Origin of the sequence: Caballeronia sp. INML2 (genome assembly GCF_023631365.1) — a bacterium.
GTDB classification, from domain to species: domain Bacteria; phylum Pseudomonadota; class Gammaproteobacteria; order Burkholderiales; family Burkholderiaceae; genus Caballeronia; species Caballeronia turbans.
The window spans coordinates 206,432-223,434 of the sequence record NZ_JALQDH010000049.1 but is presented as its reverse complement, the minus strand read 5'-3'; the positions used below and the strand labels follow the sequence as shown (position 1 = coordinate 223,434).

The window sequence follows — 17,003 nt, the reverse complement described above, 5'->3', positions numbered from 1 at the left end:
TGATCCGCCGAGCATAAGCGATCGACGCGCCGCGCTCCATGCACACTTCGCGTCTGTCAGTGTCAGTGCACGTTGTAGATACGCCCGGTCTCCGCGCCCTCGACGCTGCGGCTGTACGCCAGCGCCACGCGCGCGCCGCTCGCCGCCTCGAAGCCGCGGAAATACGGACCGAAGCTTTCGCGCGCTTCTTCGAGCATCGTCGGGCTCACGGCGTTGATACGCAGGCCGCGCGGCAGCTCGATCGCCGCGCCGCGGACGAAGCCTTCGATCGCGCCGTTCACGGCCGCCGCGCTCGCGCCTTCACGGATCGGCGCCGCGCCGACGATGCCGCTCGTAAGCGTAAACGAGCCGCCGTCGTTCAGATAGTCGCGCGCGGTGAGCACGAGATTGACCTGACCCATCAGCTTGTCGTCGAGGCCGAGCCGGAACTGCTCGGGCGTCATCTTCATCAGCGGGCCGAAATGCACGTGACCGGCGGTCGCGACGATCGCATCCACGTGGCCGATTTCATCGAAGAGCCGCTTGATGCTGACGAGATCGAGCAGATCGACGCGATGCGCACCGCGCGTGGCGCCGATTTCGAAGACTTCGTGACGGGCTTTGAGTTCGGCGGCGACCGCCCGGCCGACCGTGCCGGTTGCACCGATGACAGCGATTTTCATGACTGGACTCGCAACGGTTGATGAACTTTGCATTGTGCGAGCGAGCGGACGCGCGAAAAAGGCGCGCCCGCTTCAAGGATTGCAAACGGGGCGTTTCGAATTGCCAGCGAAACGCTGCGGTATTGCTATCGGGGCGCGAGGCGCGGTGGCATCGGCGAAAGGAGATACAGCGATGCCGCGAACTTGCAGACGAGTCCCGCGCCGGACACGAACGCGGCCGCCGGGAACACATGCCATTGCAACGCGAGCGTGGGCGCAACGAGCGCGACCGAAACGAAACCGATCGCGATGGCAAGCCAGCGCGCCCATTGCAGCCGCGACGCGACGCACACGTAAAGCAGGCCGACCAGCACGCGCGACGCAATCGATGCCGCGAGCGGATGACTCGACGCATCGCCGGGAAGGCCAATCGCGAGCGTCAGCGCAAACTCCGCCCAGGAGAGCGCGTAGGCCGCACCGAGACATGCGATTGCGGATGTGAAGCGCTGTTCGGGCGTGACGATGTGGCGGGTCGTGGTCGGAAGCGGCGCGCCTTCAGCGGATTCTGACGGACAGGCGTCGTACGCGTGAATGGTCGTCATTTTGTCTTTCCCCTTTTATCGATTCGAGACCTTGGTCGGTCGTCTTGTCGCCCGCAATCGCTTGTGCCGCAATGCGGCGCTTCGCTGGCGGTGCCTATGCGCATACGCCGTGCCAGGTCGGGGAACGCGTATTGCTGCGCATCATGTGAACGGGGCGCACAACCACAGGAGCGACAATGAGCAACGTGAAGGAACAGCATCCTCATTCGGAACGTGACGAAGACGATGTCGACAAGGCTGTCGAAGATACCTTTCCCGCAAGCGATCCGCCCGCGACGGGCGGCGTGACGCGCATCGAACCCGATCAGGACAAGGACGAAAAGAAGGAAGGCTGAAAGCAAGACTGAAAGCACTTTGAACAAAAAAGAGCCGCATATTCCATGCGGCTCTTTGCTTGATGTATGCGCGGCCCTCATACACCTCAGCCGCGCTTGAGTTCGAATAGCCGCGAGGGGCGCAAGTGATTGAGCGCATAGTGCTTGCGGCCGCGCAGTGTATGGCCGTGCGCGTCGCGTGCTTCGAAGCGGACCTTGTCTTCGACCTCGGGCACAGTCGGCGCAACCATGCCGCGATCGATCAGGTGATAGCCGCGCTCGAGCGCGAGCAGCACGCCGTTGCGCCCCGGACGGCTGTCGAAACCGCCGAGTCCGTCGCCGGGTTCGGGCACGAAGTTCACCGTCGTCGCATTCGAATTGATTACTGTGTCTGGCTCGCGTGCGAGCATTTCCCCTTCGCGCCTTGCATGAATGCTCTTCGCGTCGGCATCGACGGTGTCGTCGAGCCCGTCATCGTTGGCGACATCGACGCCGCGCGGGGGCTTTTCATAGAAACCCTGCGGACCCACATGCATGCCTTCCTTCGTCCTTTCCGTTTTCACGGCCGCGCCCGCGCCCGCGTGGGCCTCTCCGCCCGACGCGGCCTTCGTCGCGTCGCTCATCTTGACGTGCGCGGTTTCGGCAGCGGGCGTTTTGATCGGGCTCTCGGCGACCTGATCCTTTTGCTTCTCCTGCGTCTGCGTCTGGTTCGATTCAGCGTTGTTCATCGCGTTGCTCCGTTGGACATGAACTGACAAGCCCCGATGCAAGACTCGTTCCGGATATTTGGCGACGGAACCGCGAGCCTTGCCGGAGGGCGCCTTAACGGACACCCAAAATTTCGGGTTTTTTTTTCGTCCCCAAGCCTATTTCCTGCAAGTATTATTTGGAACCTGTCGGCGGCAAAGTGCAACTGTGGAGACGCGAGCAACAAGGAGGGCGCGTTTCGTTGCCGTCGAAGAAGAGCAATGCGATTCGAACGAGCAGGGCACTTTCACACAGGTGACTCATGCAACACGATGCAGCCTTTTCACATCGAGGCTACCTTCTAAACTGCGCGCCCGCCCGGGCCGGAGATGGCAGCTACCAGCCGTATGTGGTGATCTCGCGATCGAGCGATGGCGAGCTCGTCGCGAACCGCTTCTTTCCGTCCGACTTGCGATTTTGCAACGAGGGCGATGCCATCGCGCACGCGCGCGACTGGGCCGTGCGCTGGATCGACGCAAGCAACGTAACCGTCTGAGCGATGTCCCGATGAAACCGCGTGCACGCAAACGCACGGGCCGCGGGCGGCAGGCTTCTGCAAAACCGGTTACTCTTGAAGTTTCCCCCGTCGTGCGCGAGTGCGACGGCCGCTTCTCTTGCTTCATGGCCGACATGCAGAACACGCCCACGCCCGGCATCGTACCGCCCCTCGAAACATCCCGAGACAATACACGTGACACGGCTCAGGAGTGGGGTCTCGCTCACATCGTCGCGGATCTGCGCCAGTCGCGCGAAGAACTGCATCGCACACGGCATCCGCTCGGCATACGCGAGTTGCCGTCGCGCGAGGCGATCGTGAAGATCGTCAACGGCTTGCGCTCGGCGCTCTTTCCCACGCATTACGGCGCGCCGGATCTGACCGACGAAAGCGTCGATTACTACGTCGGCCAGACGCTCGAAAGCACCTTGCGCCTGCTGCACGAACAGATTCGCCGCGCGCTGCGCTTCCTGCCCGAGCATCGCGATACCGACGATGCCACGCTCTCCGCGCAAGCCTTTGCGATCGCGCGTGAATTCGGCTCGCAGTTGCCGCAGATCCGCGCGTTACTGGTCAGCGATATTCAGGCCGCCTTCACGGGCGATCCGGCCGCGCAGCACGTCACCGAGATTCTGCTGTGCTATCCGGGCGTGTGGGCGATGACGCATCATCGCCTCGCGCACGCGTTGCACAAGCTCGGCGTGCCGCTGCTGGCACGCTTCATCAACGAGATCGCGCATTCGCTGACGGGCATCGACATTCATCCGGGCGCCACTATCGGGCCGAGTTTCTTCATCGATCACGGCACGGGCGTGGTGATCGGCGAGACAGCGGTGATCGGGCAACATGTGCGCGTCTATCAGGCCGTGACGCTCGGCGCGAAGAGCTTTCCATCGATGAGCGATGGCTCGCTCGTCAAGGGCAACGCGCGGCATCCGATCGTCGAGGACGATGTCGTCATCTACGCGGGCGCGACGATTCTCGGGCGCGTGACCATCGGCAAAGGCTCGGTGATCGGCGGCAACGTGTGGCTCACGCACAGCGTGCCGCCGGGGAGCAACGTGTCGCAGGGCAAGATCCGCGAGGGCAGCGGGCCAGATGCGCCCGGCAATGGCTTCGGCGCATAAATGACAAAAGGGCCGCGAGGCCCTTTTCTTTTTGCGTGTCCGTTTTGGCTGGCGGCCTTATGTATTCGACACGCTGAACGCGCTCTGATCGCTGACGATGGAAAGAAATTCGCGCCGCGTCGATGGATCGTCGCGAAACGATCCGAGCATGCGCGACGTGACCATCGACACGCCCGCCTTGTGCACGCCGCGCGTCGACATGCACTGATGCGCGGCTTCGAGAATCACGCCGACGCCGAGCGGCTGCAGCACTTCGTTGAGCGTATCCGCGATCTGCGCGGTCATCTTCTCCTGAATCTGCAGACGCTTCGCGAAGGCATCGACGAGACGCGCGAGCTTCGAAATGCCGACAACGCGCTTGTTGGGCAGATACGCAACGTGCGCGCGCCCGATGATCGGCACCATGTGATGCTCGCAATAGCTTTCGAAACGAATGTCCTTCAGGACGATCATCTCGTCATAGCCCTGCACTTCGGAAAACGTACGCGCGAGAATATCGTGCGGATTTTGCGTATAACCCGCGAAGAACTCTTCATACGCGCGCACGACGCGGCCTGGTGTGTCGAGCAGGCCTTCGCGCCTCGGGTCGTCGCCGGCCCAGCGCAACAGAACACGCACGGCGGCTTCGGCTTCCTCGCGGGTCGGACGATCGGCTGGGTCAGCTGGCATGTCCGAGCCTGAAAGATGGTTTTTGCGCGGGGCGCTCATCGAAAGCTCCTGTCATCAAGGTGCAATTAGTGCATCTGGCACCCCGCCATTGTTCCACGTTTCCGAAGGTCGATATACGTGTCAGGTTTTTCCGCCTCCATCGATGCCTGAACCCGTGCGCCATGCCTGCTTGCCTTCCTCTGACAACTGGCCGCTGCTGTGATCCTTGTCGGGTTCCGTGCCGGGCTCGGCCATGGGCCCGCCCGGCTGTTCCTGCGAAGTTGGCTGCTTGCCCTTGCGCTGCGCGATGCGGTCTTCCTGAGAACGTCCGGCATAGTTGCTCATGTCACGGCTCCTTTCGAATTGATGCGGTGAAAGGCGCGCAAGACCCGTTCCAGACGGTGCTACAGTTGACGATCACGCGGGCTTGCCTTCCACGCCGCCGAGCACCATCCATGAAACGCCGAACTTGTCGGCCACCATGCCGAAGCGCTTGGCGAAGAACGTTTGGGTCATCGGCATTTGCACCTGCCCGCCGTTGGACAGCGCGTTGAAGTATTTCTCCGCCTGCTGTTCGTCGTTTGCCGTGAGCGAGAGCGATACGCCCTTGAAGTCCGGCTTGCCGCTGCACATGCCGTCGGAACCCATCAGCATGGAATCGCCGATGGTGAACGCCGAGTGCATGATCTTGTTTTCCGATCCCGGCGGAATGCCGCAGCCGCTGGCCGTCTCAGCCTTGCCGGCTTCCGGGTTTTCGCTGTAGCGCATCATCATGACGACTTGCGCGCCCAGACTCTCGCGATAGAACGTGATCGCCTCTTCGCAGCGGCCTTCGAAAAACAAATAGGGTTGCACTTGCATGTCTGCTCCTTGAGTTATGACTTCTCGTCAGGGTCCATATCCATCGTGAGCGGCACTGATGCGTGCTCGTGCACGACGCGCCAGTCACCGTCGATCTTTCTGAAGCACACGGTGGCGCGCACGATGTCCTCCTGCTCGCCCACGGCGACCCGGTTGACGGAGTGCGCATAAGCCAGATCGCCGCTCGCGGCCACTTCCACTTCCCGCATCTCGAACGCAAGCGGGCCTTTCATGCTGTCGAACCAGCGCTGCCAGTTCTCGCGATAGTGCGCGATGCCCTGGATAGACGCGGGCGGCACGACATCGAACACGACGACATCCGGCGCGTAGTGGCTCACGAGTGCCTCGACGTCTTTCGCGAGCACCGCCTGTCGCCACGCTTCGATCAGTTCGCGAATGCGCGCGACATTTTCATCCGACTGCGCACGATCGTTCGGCTTTGTCATGGCTGCCTCCTTCCGTATGACGACCCACATCGCACACGATGCCGCCGCGTCGTGACAATGCAACGGCAAGCACCGAAGCGGAATTATTTTTCTCGTTGTGGACACCGTCCACAAAAAGTAGCAGAGATAATGGACAGTGTCCACATATGGAAAGCCCAACGAATCGAAATGACAAATGGCAAGCCGCGCAGTACTTACCGGCATGGGGATTTGCGACGCGCGCTGATCGAAGCGGGCATCGAACTGGCGCGCGAAGGCGGGCCGGATGCGATCGTCCTGCGCGAGGCGACGCGTCGGGCAGGCGTCGTTCCGAACGCGGCCTATCGTCACTTCGAGAGCCGTCAGGAATTGCTATCGGCGGTGCGCTCGGCGGCGCTGTCGTTCGTCGCGCAGGCAATGGAAGAGGAACTGGCCGCGCGCCCAAAAAAGCGCCGCCGCGCCGATGCGGCGCGCGCGGGATTGCGGGCTATCGGCACGGGTTATCTGCGTTTTGCGCAGACGGAGACGGGTCTTTTTCGTACGGCCTTCGCAGCGCCGCAAGCGGAATGGGCGGAACATGATGAGCCGTATGGCGCAGGGCCGAGCGGACTCGATCCCTTTCAGTTGCTCAGCCGGGCGCTGGATGACATGGTGGACGCGGGCGCACTCGATGCGAAGCGCAGGCCCGAAGCGGAATATCTCGCGTGGAGCGCGGTGCATGGTTTCGCGCTGCTCGTGATCGAAGGCCCGTTGCAGGGATTGAAGCGCGCGCAGATCGAGCCGCTTGCCGGGCGCTTGCTCGATATGGTCGAGAACGGACTTTGAATGCGAGTCTGAGATACGAATCGCGCCGTATCAAGCGGCGCGATTCGTGTGATCGATACGATTACTTCGCGGACTGCGTCTCGCCGGCTATCGGCTCGACCACGCTGAAGAGCAACAACAGGCATAGCGTCGACGTCCCGACCATGTAGAGAAAAACGGCGGTCCAGCTATAGCTGTCGAGCAGCAGGCCGACCGCGAGCGGGGCGCATGCGCCGCCGATCTGCCCCAGCGAGTTCACGATACCGAACGCCGTCGGGTACGTTGCTTTGGTCGCGAGACCCATCGGATATGCGGAGTAACCCGCGAAGCCGATGCCTAGCATGAGGCCCGCCAGCATGAGGGCTGCACCGAGATAAGCGACGCTATCGGGCGCATCTATCAACAGGAACGTCATGATCATCGTGCCGAGCGCGCCGAGCATCATCATGGGCTTGCGGCGGCCGCCGAGCAGGCGGTCCGAGATGATGCCGCCAAGCATGTTGCCCGCGACCGCGCCGATGAAAGGCGCCGAGGCGAGAAAGCCCATCTTCACTGAAGCGAAGCCTTTCACGGTGACGAGATACGTGGGAATCCACGAGATGAAAATATTGCTGATGCCGATCATGCAGCCATAACCGAGCGCGATGCCGAAGATGTTCCACGAGCCGAAGACCTGGCGAATCGTCTCGAGTTGCGGCACGCGCTTCGTGCGATTGATCGCGTCGAGCCGGGGCATCGGCGTCATGTGCGCGCGGGACAGCGACTTGCCGCTATTGCCGCCGACGATTGTTTCATCGGCGATGTAACGGCGCTCGGCGGGCGAGCAGAAACGGTTCTCGCCGGGCGAGTTGGTGACGAAGAACATCCACACCACGGCGAGCAGAATCCCCGGCACCGCGAACACATAGAAGATCTCCCGCCATCCCCACAACTGAATCACGATGATGCATACCGAAGGCACGATCAGCGGCCCGAGCTTCGATGCCGCGATCCACAGGCCGGTGGCCGTGCCTTTTTCCTTCGCGGGAAACCAGCGATTGATGACGTTCGTGCAGCCGATGCCGAGCGGCCCTTCCGACAAGCCGAGCCCCACGCGATACGTCATCAGCAAGATTACCGACGACGTGGTGCCCATCAATCCGGTGAACACGGAAGTGAGGATCATGAAGACCGAGAACAGCAAGCCCGTCGTTTTGTTGCCGAGTCGCTTGTAAAGCAGTCCAACGGGAATCTGCACGAAGCCATACGCGAACGAAAACAGGCTGACGATCAGACCGGCTTCGGTATTGGTGATGTGATATTCCTTCTTCAGATACGGCAGCGCGATGCCGAAGTTGGCGCGGTCCGCACATGCGATGGCCCAGATGCAGAAGATCAGTCCCATCACGACCCAACGGTGTTTCGTGGGCTTCTCCGCGAAAGGTTCCGCCTTCGAGGGCGCAATGATGCCGTCAGCGTTGTTCATCGCGACGCCTCCCGTGGTGCATGCGCTGCGGCTTGAAGGAGGCGAATGAATGGGAAGCGGGTAGGGCGCAGGCTCACGCTGTTGTCTCCGATGTCATTTTCAAGGCTTTATTGTCGATATGCCTTCTTATGCTTCGAATTGTGGGGATGGTGCGCAAGAGCGTCCAATCTTTTATTGCTATTACCTGATTCCCGAATTGAATCGATAAGAACACTGCCGGTCATGCGTCGATACGTGGATCAATTGATAGCCTTTTGGGATTGGACGTGTCCGGCAAAAGCAGACATCATGCGCTCCACATCGGAAACGAACATCATGGAGCACGCGAATTGAAGCCGAGCATTCTGCAACTGAACCCGATCCTCGTACCGGCCATCAACGAAAAGCTGGATGCGCTCTATACGATGCATCGCCTCTTCGAAAAGGAGGATAAGGACGCGTATATCCGTGAGCATGGCGCCTCGATTCGCGGCGTGATCACCGGCGGGCATACGGGCATCTCGAACGATCTCATCGAGCGCTTGCCCGCGTTGCAGGTGATCGCGGTGAACGGTGTCGGCACCGATGCGGTCGATCTCGAATTCGCACGCTCGCGCGGCCTTCCAGTGACGGGCACGTTCGGCGCGCTGACCGAAGATGTCGCCGATCTCGCGATTGGTTTGATCCTCGCCGTGCTGCGCGAGATCTGCCCCGGCAACGATTTCGTGAAGACCGGCAAATGGGTGAAGAACCCGAACCCCGGCGCGATCCCGCTGTCGCGCCGTTTCAGCGGCAAGCGCGTGGGAATCGTGGGCCTCGGCAAAGTGGGTCGCGCGATCGCGCAGCGCGCAGCCGCATTCAACTGCCCGATCGCTTATACCGATATGCGCCGCATGGACGATAGCGACTATCGCTTCGTGCCGGATCTGCTCTCGCTCGCACGCGAAAGCGACATTCTCGTGCTGGCCGCCGCGGCCGATAAGGCCAAAGGCATCGTGAACGCAGCGGTGCTCGATGCATTGGGCAAGGAGGGTTATCTCATCAACATTGCGCGCGGCAAGCTCGTCGTGGAAAGCGACCTCGTCGAAGCGCTGTCGCGTGGCACGATCGCGGGCGCGGGCCTCGACGTGTTCGTCGATGAACCGAACGTGCCGGCCGAACTGTTCGATATGGACCGCGTCGTGCTGCAGGCGCATCGCGCGAGCGCGACGGTGGAATCGCGCACGGCGATGGGCGAGATGGTGCTCGCGAGTCTCGCGCAAGGTCTCGCGGGTCAGCGTCCCGATGGCAGCCTCACGACCTGACGCGTGCGCATGAAGCCGTCCGGGGCGAACATATAATGATCGGCTATCACTTCAACGTCGATTACGAATGCTCGATCTCGGACAAGTGCGTTGCTTCGTCGCTGCCGCGACGGAGCTGAACTTCCGGCGCGCGGCCGCATTGCTCAACATGACACAGCCGCCGCTTTCCAGGCAGATTCATCTGCTCGAAGAAAATCTCGGCGTGAAGCTGTTCGAGCGCGTCGGGCGCACGGTCAGGCTGACCACGGAAGGGCGCGTGTTTCTCGCGGATGCGACGCGCCTGCTCAATCTCTCCGAGCAGGCCGAAAGCACGGTGCGTCGTGCGAGCAAAGGCAAGACCGGGCGCGTGCGCATCGGCTTCACGGGCGCCGCGGGCTATGAGTTGATACCCGAATTGCTCGTCGCGGCGAAGCGGGATTTGCCGGATATCGACGTCGTCCTGCTCGAAATGATTTCCGTCGCGCAGATCGAGGCTTTCGAGGCAAACGCAATCGATCTGGGCTTCATGCGGCCGCTGCCGTCGCGGCAGAAAGTGCAGTTCCTTCTCGTCGACCGTGAGCCGATGATCGTCGCGCTGCCGGCGGGACACGCGTTGTGCCGCTTCGATCGACTCGAACTCGCGCAGTTGAACGAGCAGGCCTTCATCATGCATTCACCCACGCACGGCAAATACTTTCATGACCGCATCGTGAGCATGCTCGTGGCCGATGAAGTGAAGCCGCATTTCACGCAATACATCGATCAGACGCCGACCATTCTGTCGCTCGTTCGGGCGGGATTGGGCGTTTCGATCCTGCCCGCGTCATCGCAACGATTTCACTACGACAATGTCGAGTTCAGGGAAATCGCCGGCAATACCGTGCAGGCCGAAATGAGCATGGCGTGGCGTTCCGATCAGGACAATCCCGCCGTCACGGCCTTCAGGCACATGGCGGCGGACCACTTCGCTACGCGGCGTTCCTGATTTGACGCGCCGTTGCGTCGATCGCGGCTCTGGCTTTGTCGACTATCTCGTCTATCTCGTCGTGCGTGACGACGAGCGGCGGCGACAACAACATCCGATCGTGACTCGCGCGCATCACGAGATTGCCCGCGAAACAGAAGTCACGGCATATCGTGCCGATATCGTCGCCATTCAAAAAGCGCTTCCTCGTCGCACGATCTTCGGCAAGCTGAATCCCCGCAACGAGACCCGCGCCCGCAATCTCGCCGACGATCGGATGATCGCCTAACGCCTCACGCAGGCGCTTCTGGAAATACGGCCCCGCATGGTGCTTGACGTGCGCGACGATGCCTTCGTCGCGCAACAGCTTCAGATTGGCCACCGCGACCGCGGCCGCAACCGGATGCCCCGAATACGTGAAGCCGTGATTGAACTCGCCGCTGTTCACGATGGCATCCGCGATGCGATCCGACAGCCCGACCGCGCCCATCGGCACATAGCCGCTCGTGAGGCCTTTGGCCATCGTGATGACATCCGGCTCGAAACCGAAATGCTCGTGCGCGAACCATTCGCCCGTGCGCCCGAATCCGCCGATAACCTCATCAGCGATCAGCAGCACATCATGCTTGCGGCAGATGCGTTCGATTTCAGGCCAGTAGCTCGATGGCGGAAAGATGACGCCGCCCGCGCCTTGAAACGGCTCGCCGATGAACGCTGCGACGTTCGCCGCGCCCAGTTCGAGGATCTTTTCTTCGAGCTGACGCGCACGCGCGATGCCGAACGCTTCCGCACTCATTGCGCCGCCTTCGCCGAACCAGTAAGGCTGACCGATATGCGCGACATGCTCCATCTTCGAGGGCATCTGCTCGTGCATGTAATTCATGCCACCGAGCGTCGCGCCCGCGATGGTCGAGCCGTGATACGCATTCGTGCGCGCAATGACATGACGCTTCATCGGCCGGCCTTGCACGGCCCAATAGCGATGCACCGCGCGCAGCGCGGTATCGTTGGCTTCCGAGCCGCTGTTGCAGTAGAGAAAGCGATTGAACTTCGCAGGCGTGAGCGCCGCGAGCAGCGCGGACAATTCGATCACCGGCGGATGCGTCGTCTTGAAGAAGGTGTTGTAGTAGGGCAGTTCCTGCATCTGCTTCATCGCGGCGTCGGCGAGTTCGCGTCGTCCATAGCCCACGTTCACACACCACAATCCGGCCATGCCATCGATGATGCGATTGCCCTCCGAGTCCCGGAGATACACGCCCTCGGCCTGTACGATCACGCGGCTGCCCGTTCGATTGAGGGCGCTCATATCGGAGAAAGGATGCAGATGATGCGCGGCATCGAGCGCGCGGTAATGTGCCGTCGAATCGATTCGATCGTTCATGTCGTCGTCTCCTTCAAACGTGCAGCAGCAGATGCTTGCGTTCCCACGAACTGATCACGCGGAAGAACGCTTCGTATTCGGTCTCCTTCAACGCGAGATAGGCGCGCACGAACTTCTCGCCGAACATGTCGGCGAGCGGCTCGCATGCACCCATCAACGTGAGACCCTCATCGAGATTGCGCGGCAACTGATACGGCTGGCGATAGCCGTCGCTCGCGAGCGGCTCGGTCGGCTCCAGATGCTGCGTCATGCCGAGATAACCCGCGGCCAGTGTCGCCGCGATCGCGAGATAAGGATTGCAGTCCACGCCCGGTATGCGATTCTCGATGCGCCGCGCCTGCGGCGACGCATGCGGCACGCGAAATCCCACGGTGCGGTTGTCGTAGCCCCATTGCACGTTGATGGGCGCGGCCATGAAGCGCGATAGCCTGCGATACGAATTGATGTAAGGCGCGAAAATCGGCATGAGCGCGGGCGTGTATTTCTGCAGGCCCGCGACGTAGCTATAGAAGAGGCCCGTCGGTTCGCCTTCTCGATTCGTGAAGAGATTGCGTCCGGTGTCTTCATCGACCACGCTCTGATGAACATGCATCGCCGAGCCGGGCTCGTTCTCCATCGGCTTCGCCATGAAGGTCGCATACATCTTGTGACGCAGCGCCGCCTCGCGCACCGTGCGCTTGAAGAGAAACACACGGTCCGCGAGATTGAGCGCATCGCCATGCATGAAGTTGATTTCCATCTGCGCCGCACCCACTTCGTGAATCAGCGTATCCACTTCGAGTTCCTGCACTTCGCAATACGCGTAGATGTCTTCGAAGAGCGGATCGAACTCGTTGACCGCATCGATCGAGTACGCCTGACGTCCCGTTTCCGCGCGCCCGGTTCTGCCCACGGGCGGCTGCAAGGGCAGATCGGGATCGCGGTTCATATCGACGAGAAAGAATTCCAGTTCCGGCCCGACGACAGGACGCCAGCCTTTCGCGGCGAATTTCCGCAGCACTTCACGCAACACGCGTCGCGGCGAAATTGCGACGGGCGTGCCGTCGAAATGCACGCAATCGTGGATGACTTGCGCCGTGGGATCGACGGCCCACGGAATCAGGCGGATCGTCGCGGGATCGGGCACGCACACCATGTCGGGATCGGTGACGCCGGTGAAGCTGCCATCGACGGGATAGTCGCCCGTCACCGTCTGGATCATCACGGCTTGCGGCAGGCGCATCGATTCGCCCGATTCGAACTTGCTGCGCGGAATGATCTTCCCGCGCGCGGTGCCCGCCATGTCGGGAATGATGGCTTCAACTTCAGTGATGTGATGCTTTCGAAGAAATTCGTCGATGCGTTCCATTGTCGTTCTCGTGTTTTAAAGGCGCGCATGCTTCCACGGCCTTCGCGATGCATCGCAAAGGCGCAAAGAAGGAAGGCGCGCGCATTCACGCGTGCAGACGCACGCGCGCGGACCCGTCAGTCAGGAAGGGAAGAACGGAAGAGGCGCTACGGCAGCAGCGAAGCGGCGCCGACGCAATGGACGGCGATGAACGCGCGAGCGGAAACGGCGTTGCGACGCCGCACGCAGCGGCGCGAGAGGACAGTCAGAACCGACAGGAAGCGGCGATCGGGAAGCTTGCCGCAGCGATCGGCGCAGGAGCCGCGGCTCCGACGTGCCAGAGGGCTTTGGACTTTCACGATAAGACTCGTTTGGCGAGTTGATTTGCAGAGCGATTGCAGATGCCGACAATTGCCCTTCAATGAGCATATACAAGACATAAACGCCGTCAATACGTTTTTTCCATTGGGCGCACATGTGGCGATTTTGCCGAGAAGGGAGCATGTTGCCCAATTCATCGATAATGTCGGCTCTTTCAGCCGATACGCCCACAGCGGCCCACAGAGCCCGATGCTCTCCAACCTGCTCGTCCAACTCGTCAACGGCCTCGCCGATGCCTGCGCGCTCTTTCTTGTCGCGTCGGGTCTCTCCCTGATCTTCGGGGTCACGCGCATCGTCAACTTCGCGCATGGCTCGCTCTACATGCTCGGCGTGTATGTCGCGTATAGCCTGACGAGCCGCTTCGGCGAAAGCGTCGCGGGCTTCTGGGCGTCGGTGCTGGGCGCTGCGCTTGTCGTCGGCGGGATCGGCGCGGCGATCGAAGTGAGCGTGCTCAGGCGCATCTATCGCGCGCCCGAACTGTTTCATCTGCTGGCCACATTCGCGCTGGTGCTGATCATTCGCGATGCGGCGCTCTATCTGTGGGGACCGGAAGATCTGTTCGGCCCGCGCGCGCCGCATCTGGAAGGGGCGGTGCAGATGCTCGATCATGCGCTGCCCGCTTACGATCTCGCGTTGATCGTCATCGGGCCGCTCGTGCTGCTCGCGCTGTGGTATGCGCTCACGCGCACGCGCTGGGGCACGCTCGTGCGCGCGGCCAGCGCGGATCGTGAAATGCTCGGGGCGCTCGGCGTCAATCAGGCGTGGCTCTTCACTGGCGTGTTTTTCGTGGGCGCGATGCTCGCTGGGCTCGGCGGCGCGCTGCAGGTGCCCCGCATGTCGGCGAATCTGTCGCTGGATATCGAAACCATCGGCAATGCGTTCGTCGTCGTCGTGGTCGGCGGCATGGGTTCGATTCCGGGCGCGTTCGTCGCGGCGCTATTGATCGCCGAGATCAAGGCGATGTGCATCGGCATCGGGCATGTGTCGATCGCGGGCATCGACTTTTCGTTGTCGAAGTTCACGCTCGTCGCGGAGTTCGTCGTGATGGCCGTCGTGCTCGTGCTGCGTCCGTGGGGACTTTTCGGCCGCGCACAGGCGATCGCACGAACTGCCGCGCCCGCGGACCGGCCTTTGCGTCCCGCCACGCGCAACATGAATATCGCCGCGGCTGTCGCTGTAACCGCGCTTGCGCTGGCGCCGCTCGCCGCCGATGCTTTCCCGTACATGCCCGTGCTGTTCGTCGAGATCATGATCGCGGTGCTGTTCGCGGCGAGCCTGCACTTCATCATGGGGCCGGGCGGCATGCACTCGTTCGGTCACGCGGCGTACTTCGGTCTCGGTGCATACGGCGCGGCACTGTTTCTCAAAGTATTCGCGCTGCCGATGGAAGCCGCGCTCGTGCTCGGTCCGTTGATCGCGGGCATCGGCGCGATCGTGTTCGGCTGGTTCTGCGTGCGCCTCTCGGGTGTCTATCTCGCGATGCTCACGCTCGCGTTCGCGCAAATCGTCTGGTCCGTCGTCTATCAATGGGACGCCGTGACGGGCGGGAGCAACGGCATACTGGGCATCTGGCCGTCGCCGTGGCTTGCGTCGCCTGTCGCGTTCTATTACCTCACGCTCGTGTTCGCGGTGATCGGCGTGTGGCTGCTGCGCCGCATGATCTTCTCGCCGCTCGGCCTCGCGATGCGCGCGGGTCGCGATTCGCCGTTGCGCGCCGAAGCGATCGGCATCGATGTCGCGCGCGTGCAATGGGCCGCGTTCGTCGTCGCCGCTCTCATCTGCGGACTCGCGGGCTCGCTTTACGCGTTCTCGAAAGGCAACATCTCGCCCGAAGCGATCAGCGTGGGCCGTTCCGTCGATGGCCTCGTGATGGTCCTGCTCGGCGGCATCCAGACGCTCACGGGCCCGATCGTCGGCGCGAGCGTGTTCACCTGGCTGCAGGATAGCGTCGCGCGTCAGACCGACTACTGGCAGGCGCTGCTCGGTGCCACGATCCTCGTGCTCGTCATCGCGTTTCCGCAGGGCATCGCAGGCTTCGTGCGCGAGCGCTTCTTCCCGGAGGCGCAATGACGCTGCTTTCGATCGCGCATCTGTCGAAGTCGTTCGACGGCGTGCAGGCCGTCGACGACGTATCGTTCGACCTTCAGGCAGGGCAGTTGCTCGCGCTGATCGGCCCGAACGGCGCGGGCAAGTCGACGTGCTTCAACATGATCAACGGTCAGCTCAAGCCGGGCGCGGGCGCGATTCGTTTCGACGGCCGCGATATCGCGGGCATGCGTCCGCGCGATATCTGGCGTCTCGGCGTGGGCCGCACATTCCAGATCGCCGCGACCTTCAATTCCATGACCGTGCTCGAAAACGTGCAGATGGCGTTGCTGTCGCGCGAGCGGCGCATCTATCGTCTTTTCGGGCGCGTCGCGTCATTCAGCGAAACCGAAGCGATGGCCTTGCTCGATCTCGTCGGCATGACGGCGCACGCGCAGCGCAGTTGCGCGGTGCTTGCATACGGCGACGTGAAGCGCGTCGAACTGGCGATCGCGCTTGCGAATCGTCCAAAGCTGCTTCTGATGGACGAACCGACCGCGGGCATGGCGCCGCAGGAACGCAATGAACTGATGGCGCTCACCGCGCGCCTCGCGAAAGAGCGCGACATCGGCGTGCTGTTCACCGAGCACAGCATGGACGTGGTGTTTTCGCATGCGGACAAGCTCATCGTGCTCGCGCGCGGCCGCCTCATCGCAGAAGGCGATGCCGAAGCCATCCGCAACGACGCGCGCGTGCGTGAGGTCTATCTCGGCACGGGTGCATCGTTCGCGCCGCGCACGGCGTTGAAGACGGGGGCAGCCACATGACGCTGCTGAAAGTCGACGCGCTCAACGCGTTCTATGGCCGCGCGCAGATCCTGTTCGACGTCGGCTTCGAAGTCGGTCGCGGCGAAGTGGTCGCGTTGATGGGCCGAAACGGCGCGGGTAAATCCACGACGATGAAAGCGGTGATGGGACTCCTGCCGCGCGTATCGGGCACGGTGTCGTTCATGGGCGAGAGCATCGCGGGCATGGCGCCTTATCGCATCGCGCGACGGGGCTTGGGGTATGTGCCGGAAGACCGGCGCGTTTTCGGCGAGCTGACCGTGATGGAGAATCTCGACACAGGCCGCCAGCCGCCGCGCGACGATGCGCCCTTGTGGACGCCAGAAAAGCTCTTTCGCGTGTTCCCGAATCTCGGCGAAATGCGCGGCCGCCGCGCGAGCCGCATGAGCGGCGGTGAGCAGCAGATGCTTACGGTATCGCGCACGCTGATGGGCAATCCGCGCCTCGTGTTGCTCGACGAGCCCTCGGAGGGTGTCGCGCCCGTCATCGTGGAACAGATGGCCGATATGATTCTCGAACTGAAGCGCGAAGGGCTCGCGATTCTTTTGTCGGAACAGAACCTGCACTTCGCGGAACTCGTCAGCGACCGCGTATATGTGCTGGAAAGAGGCCAGATACGCCATGAAGGCGCGATGAACGCATTCGCCCGCGACGATGCCGCGCGCCGCGAATTCCTTGGCGTATGAAC

General features: G+C 62.1%; 19 protein-coding genes. 9 read left to right on the top strand and 10 right to left on the bottom strand.

Annotation, left to right across the window (positions count from 1 at the left end; genetic code table 11):
* Positions 1–62: 62 nt before the first annotated feature.
* Together NCT32_RS18855 and NCT32_RS18850 are read right to left on the bottom strand one after the other, a co-directional pair.
* The gene (locus NCT32_RS18855; RefSeq protein ID WP_061118022.1) at positions 63–662 is read right to left on the bottom strand and encodes a short chain dehydrogenase; all 600 of its coding nucleotides are present in this window, start codon (positions 660–662) and stop codon (positions 63–65) included.
* A 125-nt stretch (positions 663–787) separates the two neighbouring features.
* The gene (locus NCT32_RS18850) at positions 788–1,243 is read right to left on the bottom strand and encodes a hypothetical protein (protein ID WP_250490475.1); all 456 of its coding nucleotides are present in this window, start codon (positions 1,241–1,243) and stop codon (positions 788–790) included.
* A 176-nt stretch (positions 1,244–1,419) separates the two neighbouring features.
* Between NCT32_RS18850 and NCT32_RS18845 the strand changes: the two genes are divergently transcribed.
* Positions 1,420–1,578: a hypothetical protein gene (locus NCT32_RS18845; protein WP_250477461.1), complete on the top strand. Its 159-nt coding sequence runs from the start codon at positions 1,420–1,422 to the stop codon at positions 1,576–1,578.
* A gap of 86 nt (positions 1,579–1,664) precedes the next feature.
* Here the strand turns inward: NCT32_RS18845 and NCT32_RS18840 are convergent, their stop codons facing one another.
* On the bottom strand, positions 1,665–2,285 hold the full coding sequence (locus tag NCT32_RS18840; RefSeq protein WP_061118024.1) for a DUF3005 domain-containing protein: 621 nt from the start codon (positions 2,283–2,285) through the stop codon (positions 1,665–1,667).
* A gap of 281 nt (positions 2,286–2,566) precedes the next feature.
* On the opposite strand from NCT32_RS18840, the gene NCT32_RS18835 reads away from it, so the two are divergent.
* Both NCT32_RS18835 and epsC read left to right on the top strand, forming a co-directional pair.
* Positions 2,567–2,800, top strand: a complete 234-nt coding sequence (locus NCT32_RS18835; RefSeq protein WP_061118025.1) for a hypothetical protein — start codon at positions 2,567–2,569, stop codon at positions 2,798–2,800.
* A 134-nt stretch (positions 2,801–2,934) separates the two neighbouring features.
* Positions 2,935–3,927: a serine O-acetyltransferase EpsC gene (epsC, locus tag NCT32_RS18830; protein WP_250477460.1), complete on the top strand. Its 993-nt coding sequence runs from the start codon at positions 2,935–2,937 to the stop codon at positions 3,925–3,927.
* A gap of 57 nt (positions 3,928–3,984) precedes the next feature.
* Here epsC and folE read toward each other — a convergent pair whose 3' ends face one another.
* The 4 genes from folE to NCT32_RS18810 form a co-directional block, all read right to left on the bottom strand.
* Positions 3,985–4,635, bottom strand: a complete 651-nt coding sequence (folE, locus tag NCT32_RS18825; protein ID WP_061118026.1) for a GTP cyclohydrolase I FolE — start codon at positions 4,633–4,635, stop codon at positions 3,985–3,987.
* Positions 4,636–4,716: 81 nt separating this feature from the next.
* Entirely contained in the window at positions 4,717–4,920 is a 204-nt protein-coding gene (locus NCT32_RS18820) for a hypothetical protein (protein WP_250477459.1), read from the bottom strand.
* A 72-nt stretch (positions 4,921–4,992) separates the two neighbouring features.
* Positions 4,993–5,436: a VOC family protein gene (locus NCT32_RS18815; RefSeq protein WP_061118028.1), complete on the bottom strand. Its 444-nt coding sequence runs from the start codon at positions 5,434–5,436 to the stop codon at positions 4,993–4,995.
* A gap of 14 nt (positions 5,437–5,450) precedes the next feature.
* Complete coding sequence (locus NCT32_RS18810; protein ID WP_061118141.1) at positions 5,451–5,882, bottom strand: nuclear transport factor 2 family protein; 432 nt, start codon at positions 5,880–5,882, stop codon at positions 5,451–5,453.
* A 168-nt stretch (positions 5,883–6,050) separates the two neighbouring features.
* Here NCT32_RS18810 and NCT32_RS18805 point away from each other — a divergent pair, with 168 nt between their 5' ends.
* Entirely contained in the window at positions 6,051–6,686 is a 636-nt protein-coding gene (locus tag NCT32_RS18805) for a TetR/AcrR family transcriptional regulator (protein WP_061118029.1), read from the top strand.
* A 61-nt stretch (positions 6,687–6,747) separates the two neighbouring features.
* Here the strand turns inward: NCT32_RS18805 and NCT32_RS18800 are convergent, their stop codons facing one another.
* Entirely contained in the window at positions 6,748–8,130 is a 1,383-nt protein-coding gene (locus NCT32_RS18800) for an MFS transporter (protein ID WP_061118030.1), read from the bottom strand.
* A 329-nt stretch (positions 8,131–8,459) separates the two neighbouring features.
* Here NCT32_RS18800 and NCT32_RS18795 point away from each other — a divergent pair, with 329 nt between their 5' ends.
* Both NCT32_RS18795 and NCT32_RS18790 read left to right on the top strand, forming a co-directional pair.
* Complete coding sequence (locus tag NCT32_RS18795) at positions 8,460–9,413, top strand: 2-hydroxyacid dehydrogenase (protein WP_061118142.1); 954 nt, start codon at positions 8,460–8,462, stop codon at positions 9,411–9,413.
* A gap of 67 nt (positions 9,414–9,480) precedes the next feature.
* Positions 9,481–10,377 carry a LysR family transcriptional regulator gene (locus NCT32_RS18790; protein WP_061118031.1) on the top strand — a complete coding sequence of 299 codons (897 nt, stop codon included), beginning with the start codon at positions 9,481–9,483 and terminating at the stop codon, positions 10,375–10,377.
* Here NCT32_RS18790 and NCT32_RS18785 read toward each other — a convergent pair.
* Both NCT32_RS18785 and NCT32_RS18780 read right to left on the bottom strand, forming a co-directional pair.
* Complete coding sequence (locus tag NCT32_RS18785; RefSeq protein WP_061118032.1) at positions 10,361–11,737, bottom strand: aspartate aminotransferase family protein; 1,377 nt, start codon at positions 11,735–11,737, stop codon at positions 10,361–10,363. The two genes, NCT32_RS18790 and NCT32_RS18785, sit on opposite strands and share 17 nt — an antisense overlap.
* A gap of 13 nt (positions 11,738–11,750) precedes the next feature.
* Entirely contained in the window at positions 11,751–13,085 is a 1,335-nt protein-coding gene (locus NCT32_RS18780; protein ID WP_061118033.1) for a glutamine synthetase family protein, read from the bottom strand.
* 549 nt (positions 13,086–13,634) lie between these two features.
* Between NCT32_RS18780 and NCT32_RS18770 the strand changes: the two genes are divergently transcribed.
* The 3 genes from NCT32_RS18770 to NCT32_RS18760 are packed head-to-tail and all read left to right on the top strand — an operon-like array spanning position 13,635 to position 17,001.
* Positions 13,635–15,515 carry an ABC transporter permease gene (locus NCT32_RS18770; RefSeq protein ID WP_061118035.1) on the top strand — a complete coding sequence of 627 codons (1,881 nt, stop codon included), beginning with the start codon at positions 13,635–13,637 and terminating at the stop codon, positions 15,513–15,515.
* A complete protein-coding gene (locus NCT32_RS18765; protein WP_061118036.1) occupies positions 15,512–16,297 on the top strand; it encodes an ABC transporter ATP-binding protein in 786 nt (261 codons plus the stop codon). Before NCT32_RS18770 ends, NCT32_RS18765 begins: the two co-directional genes overlap by 4 nt.
* Positions 16,294–17,001 (top strand): ABC transporter ATP-binding protein, encoded by a 708-nt coding sequence (locus tag NCT32_RS18760; RefSeq protein WP_061118037.1) that lies wholly within the window; start codon positions 16,294–16,296, stop codon positions 16,999–17,001. The genes NCT32_RS18765 and NCT32_RS18760 overlap by 4 nt, the downstream gene beginning before the upstream one ends.
* The last annotated feature ends 2 nt before the right edge of the window (positions 17,002–17,003 follow it).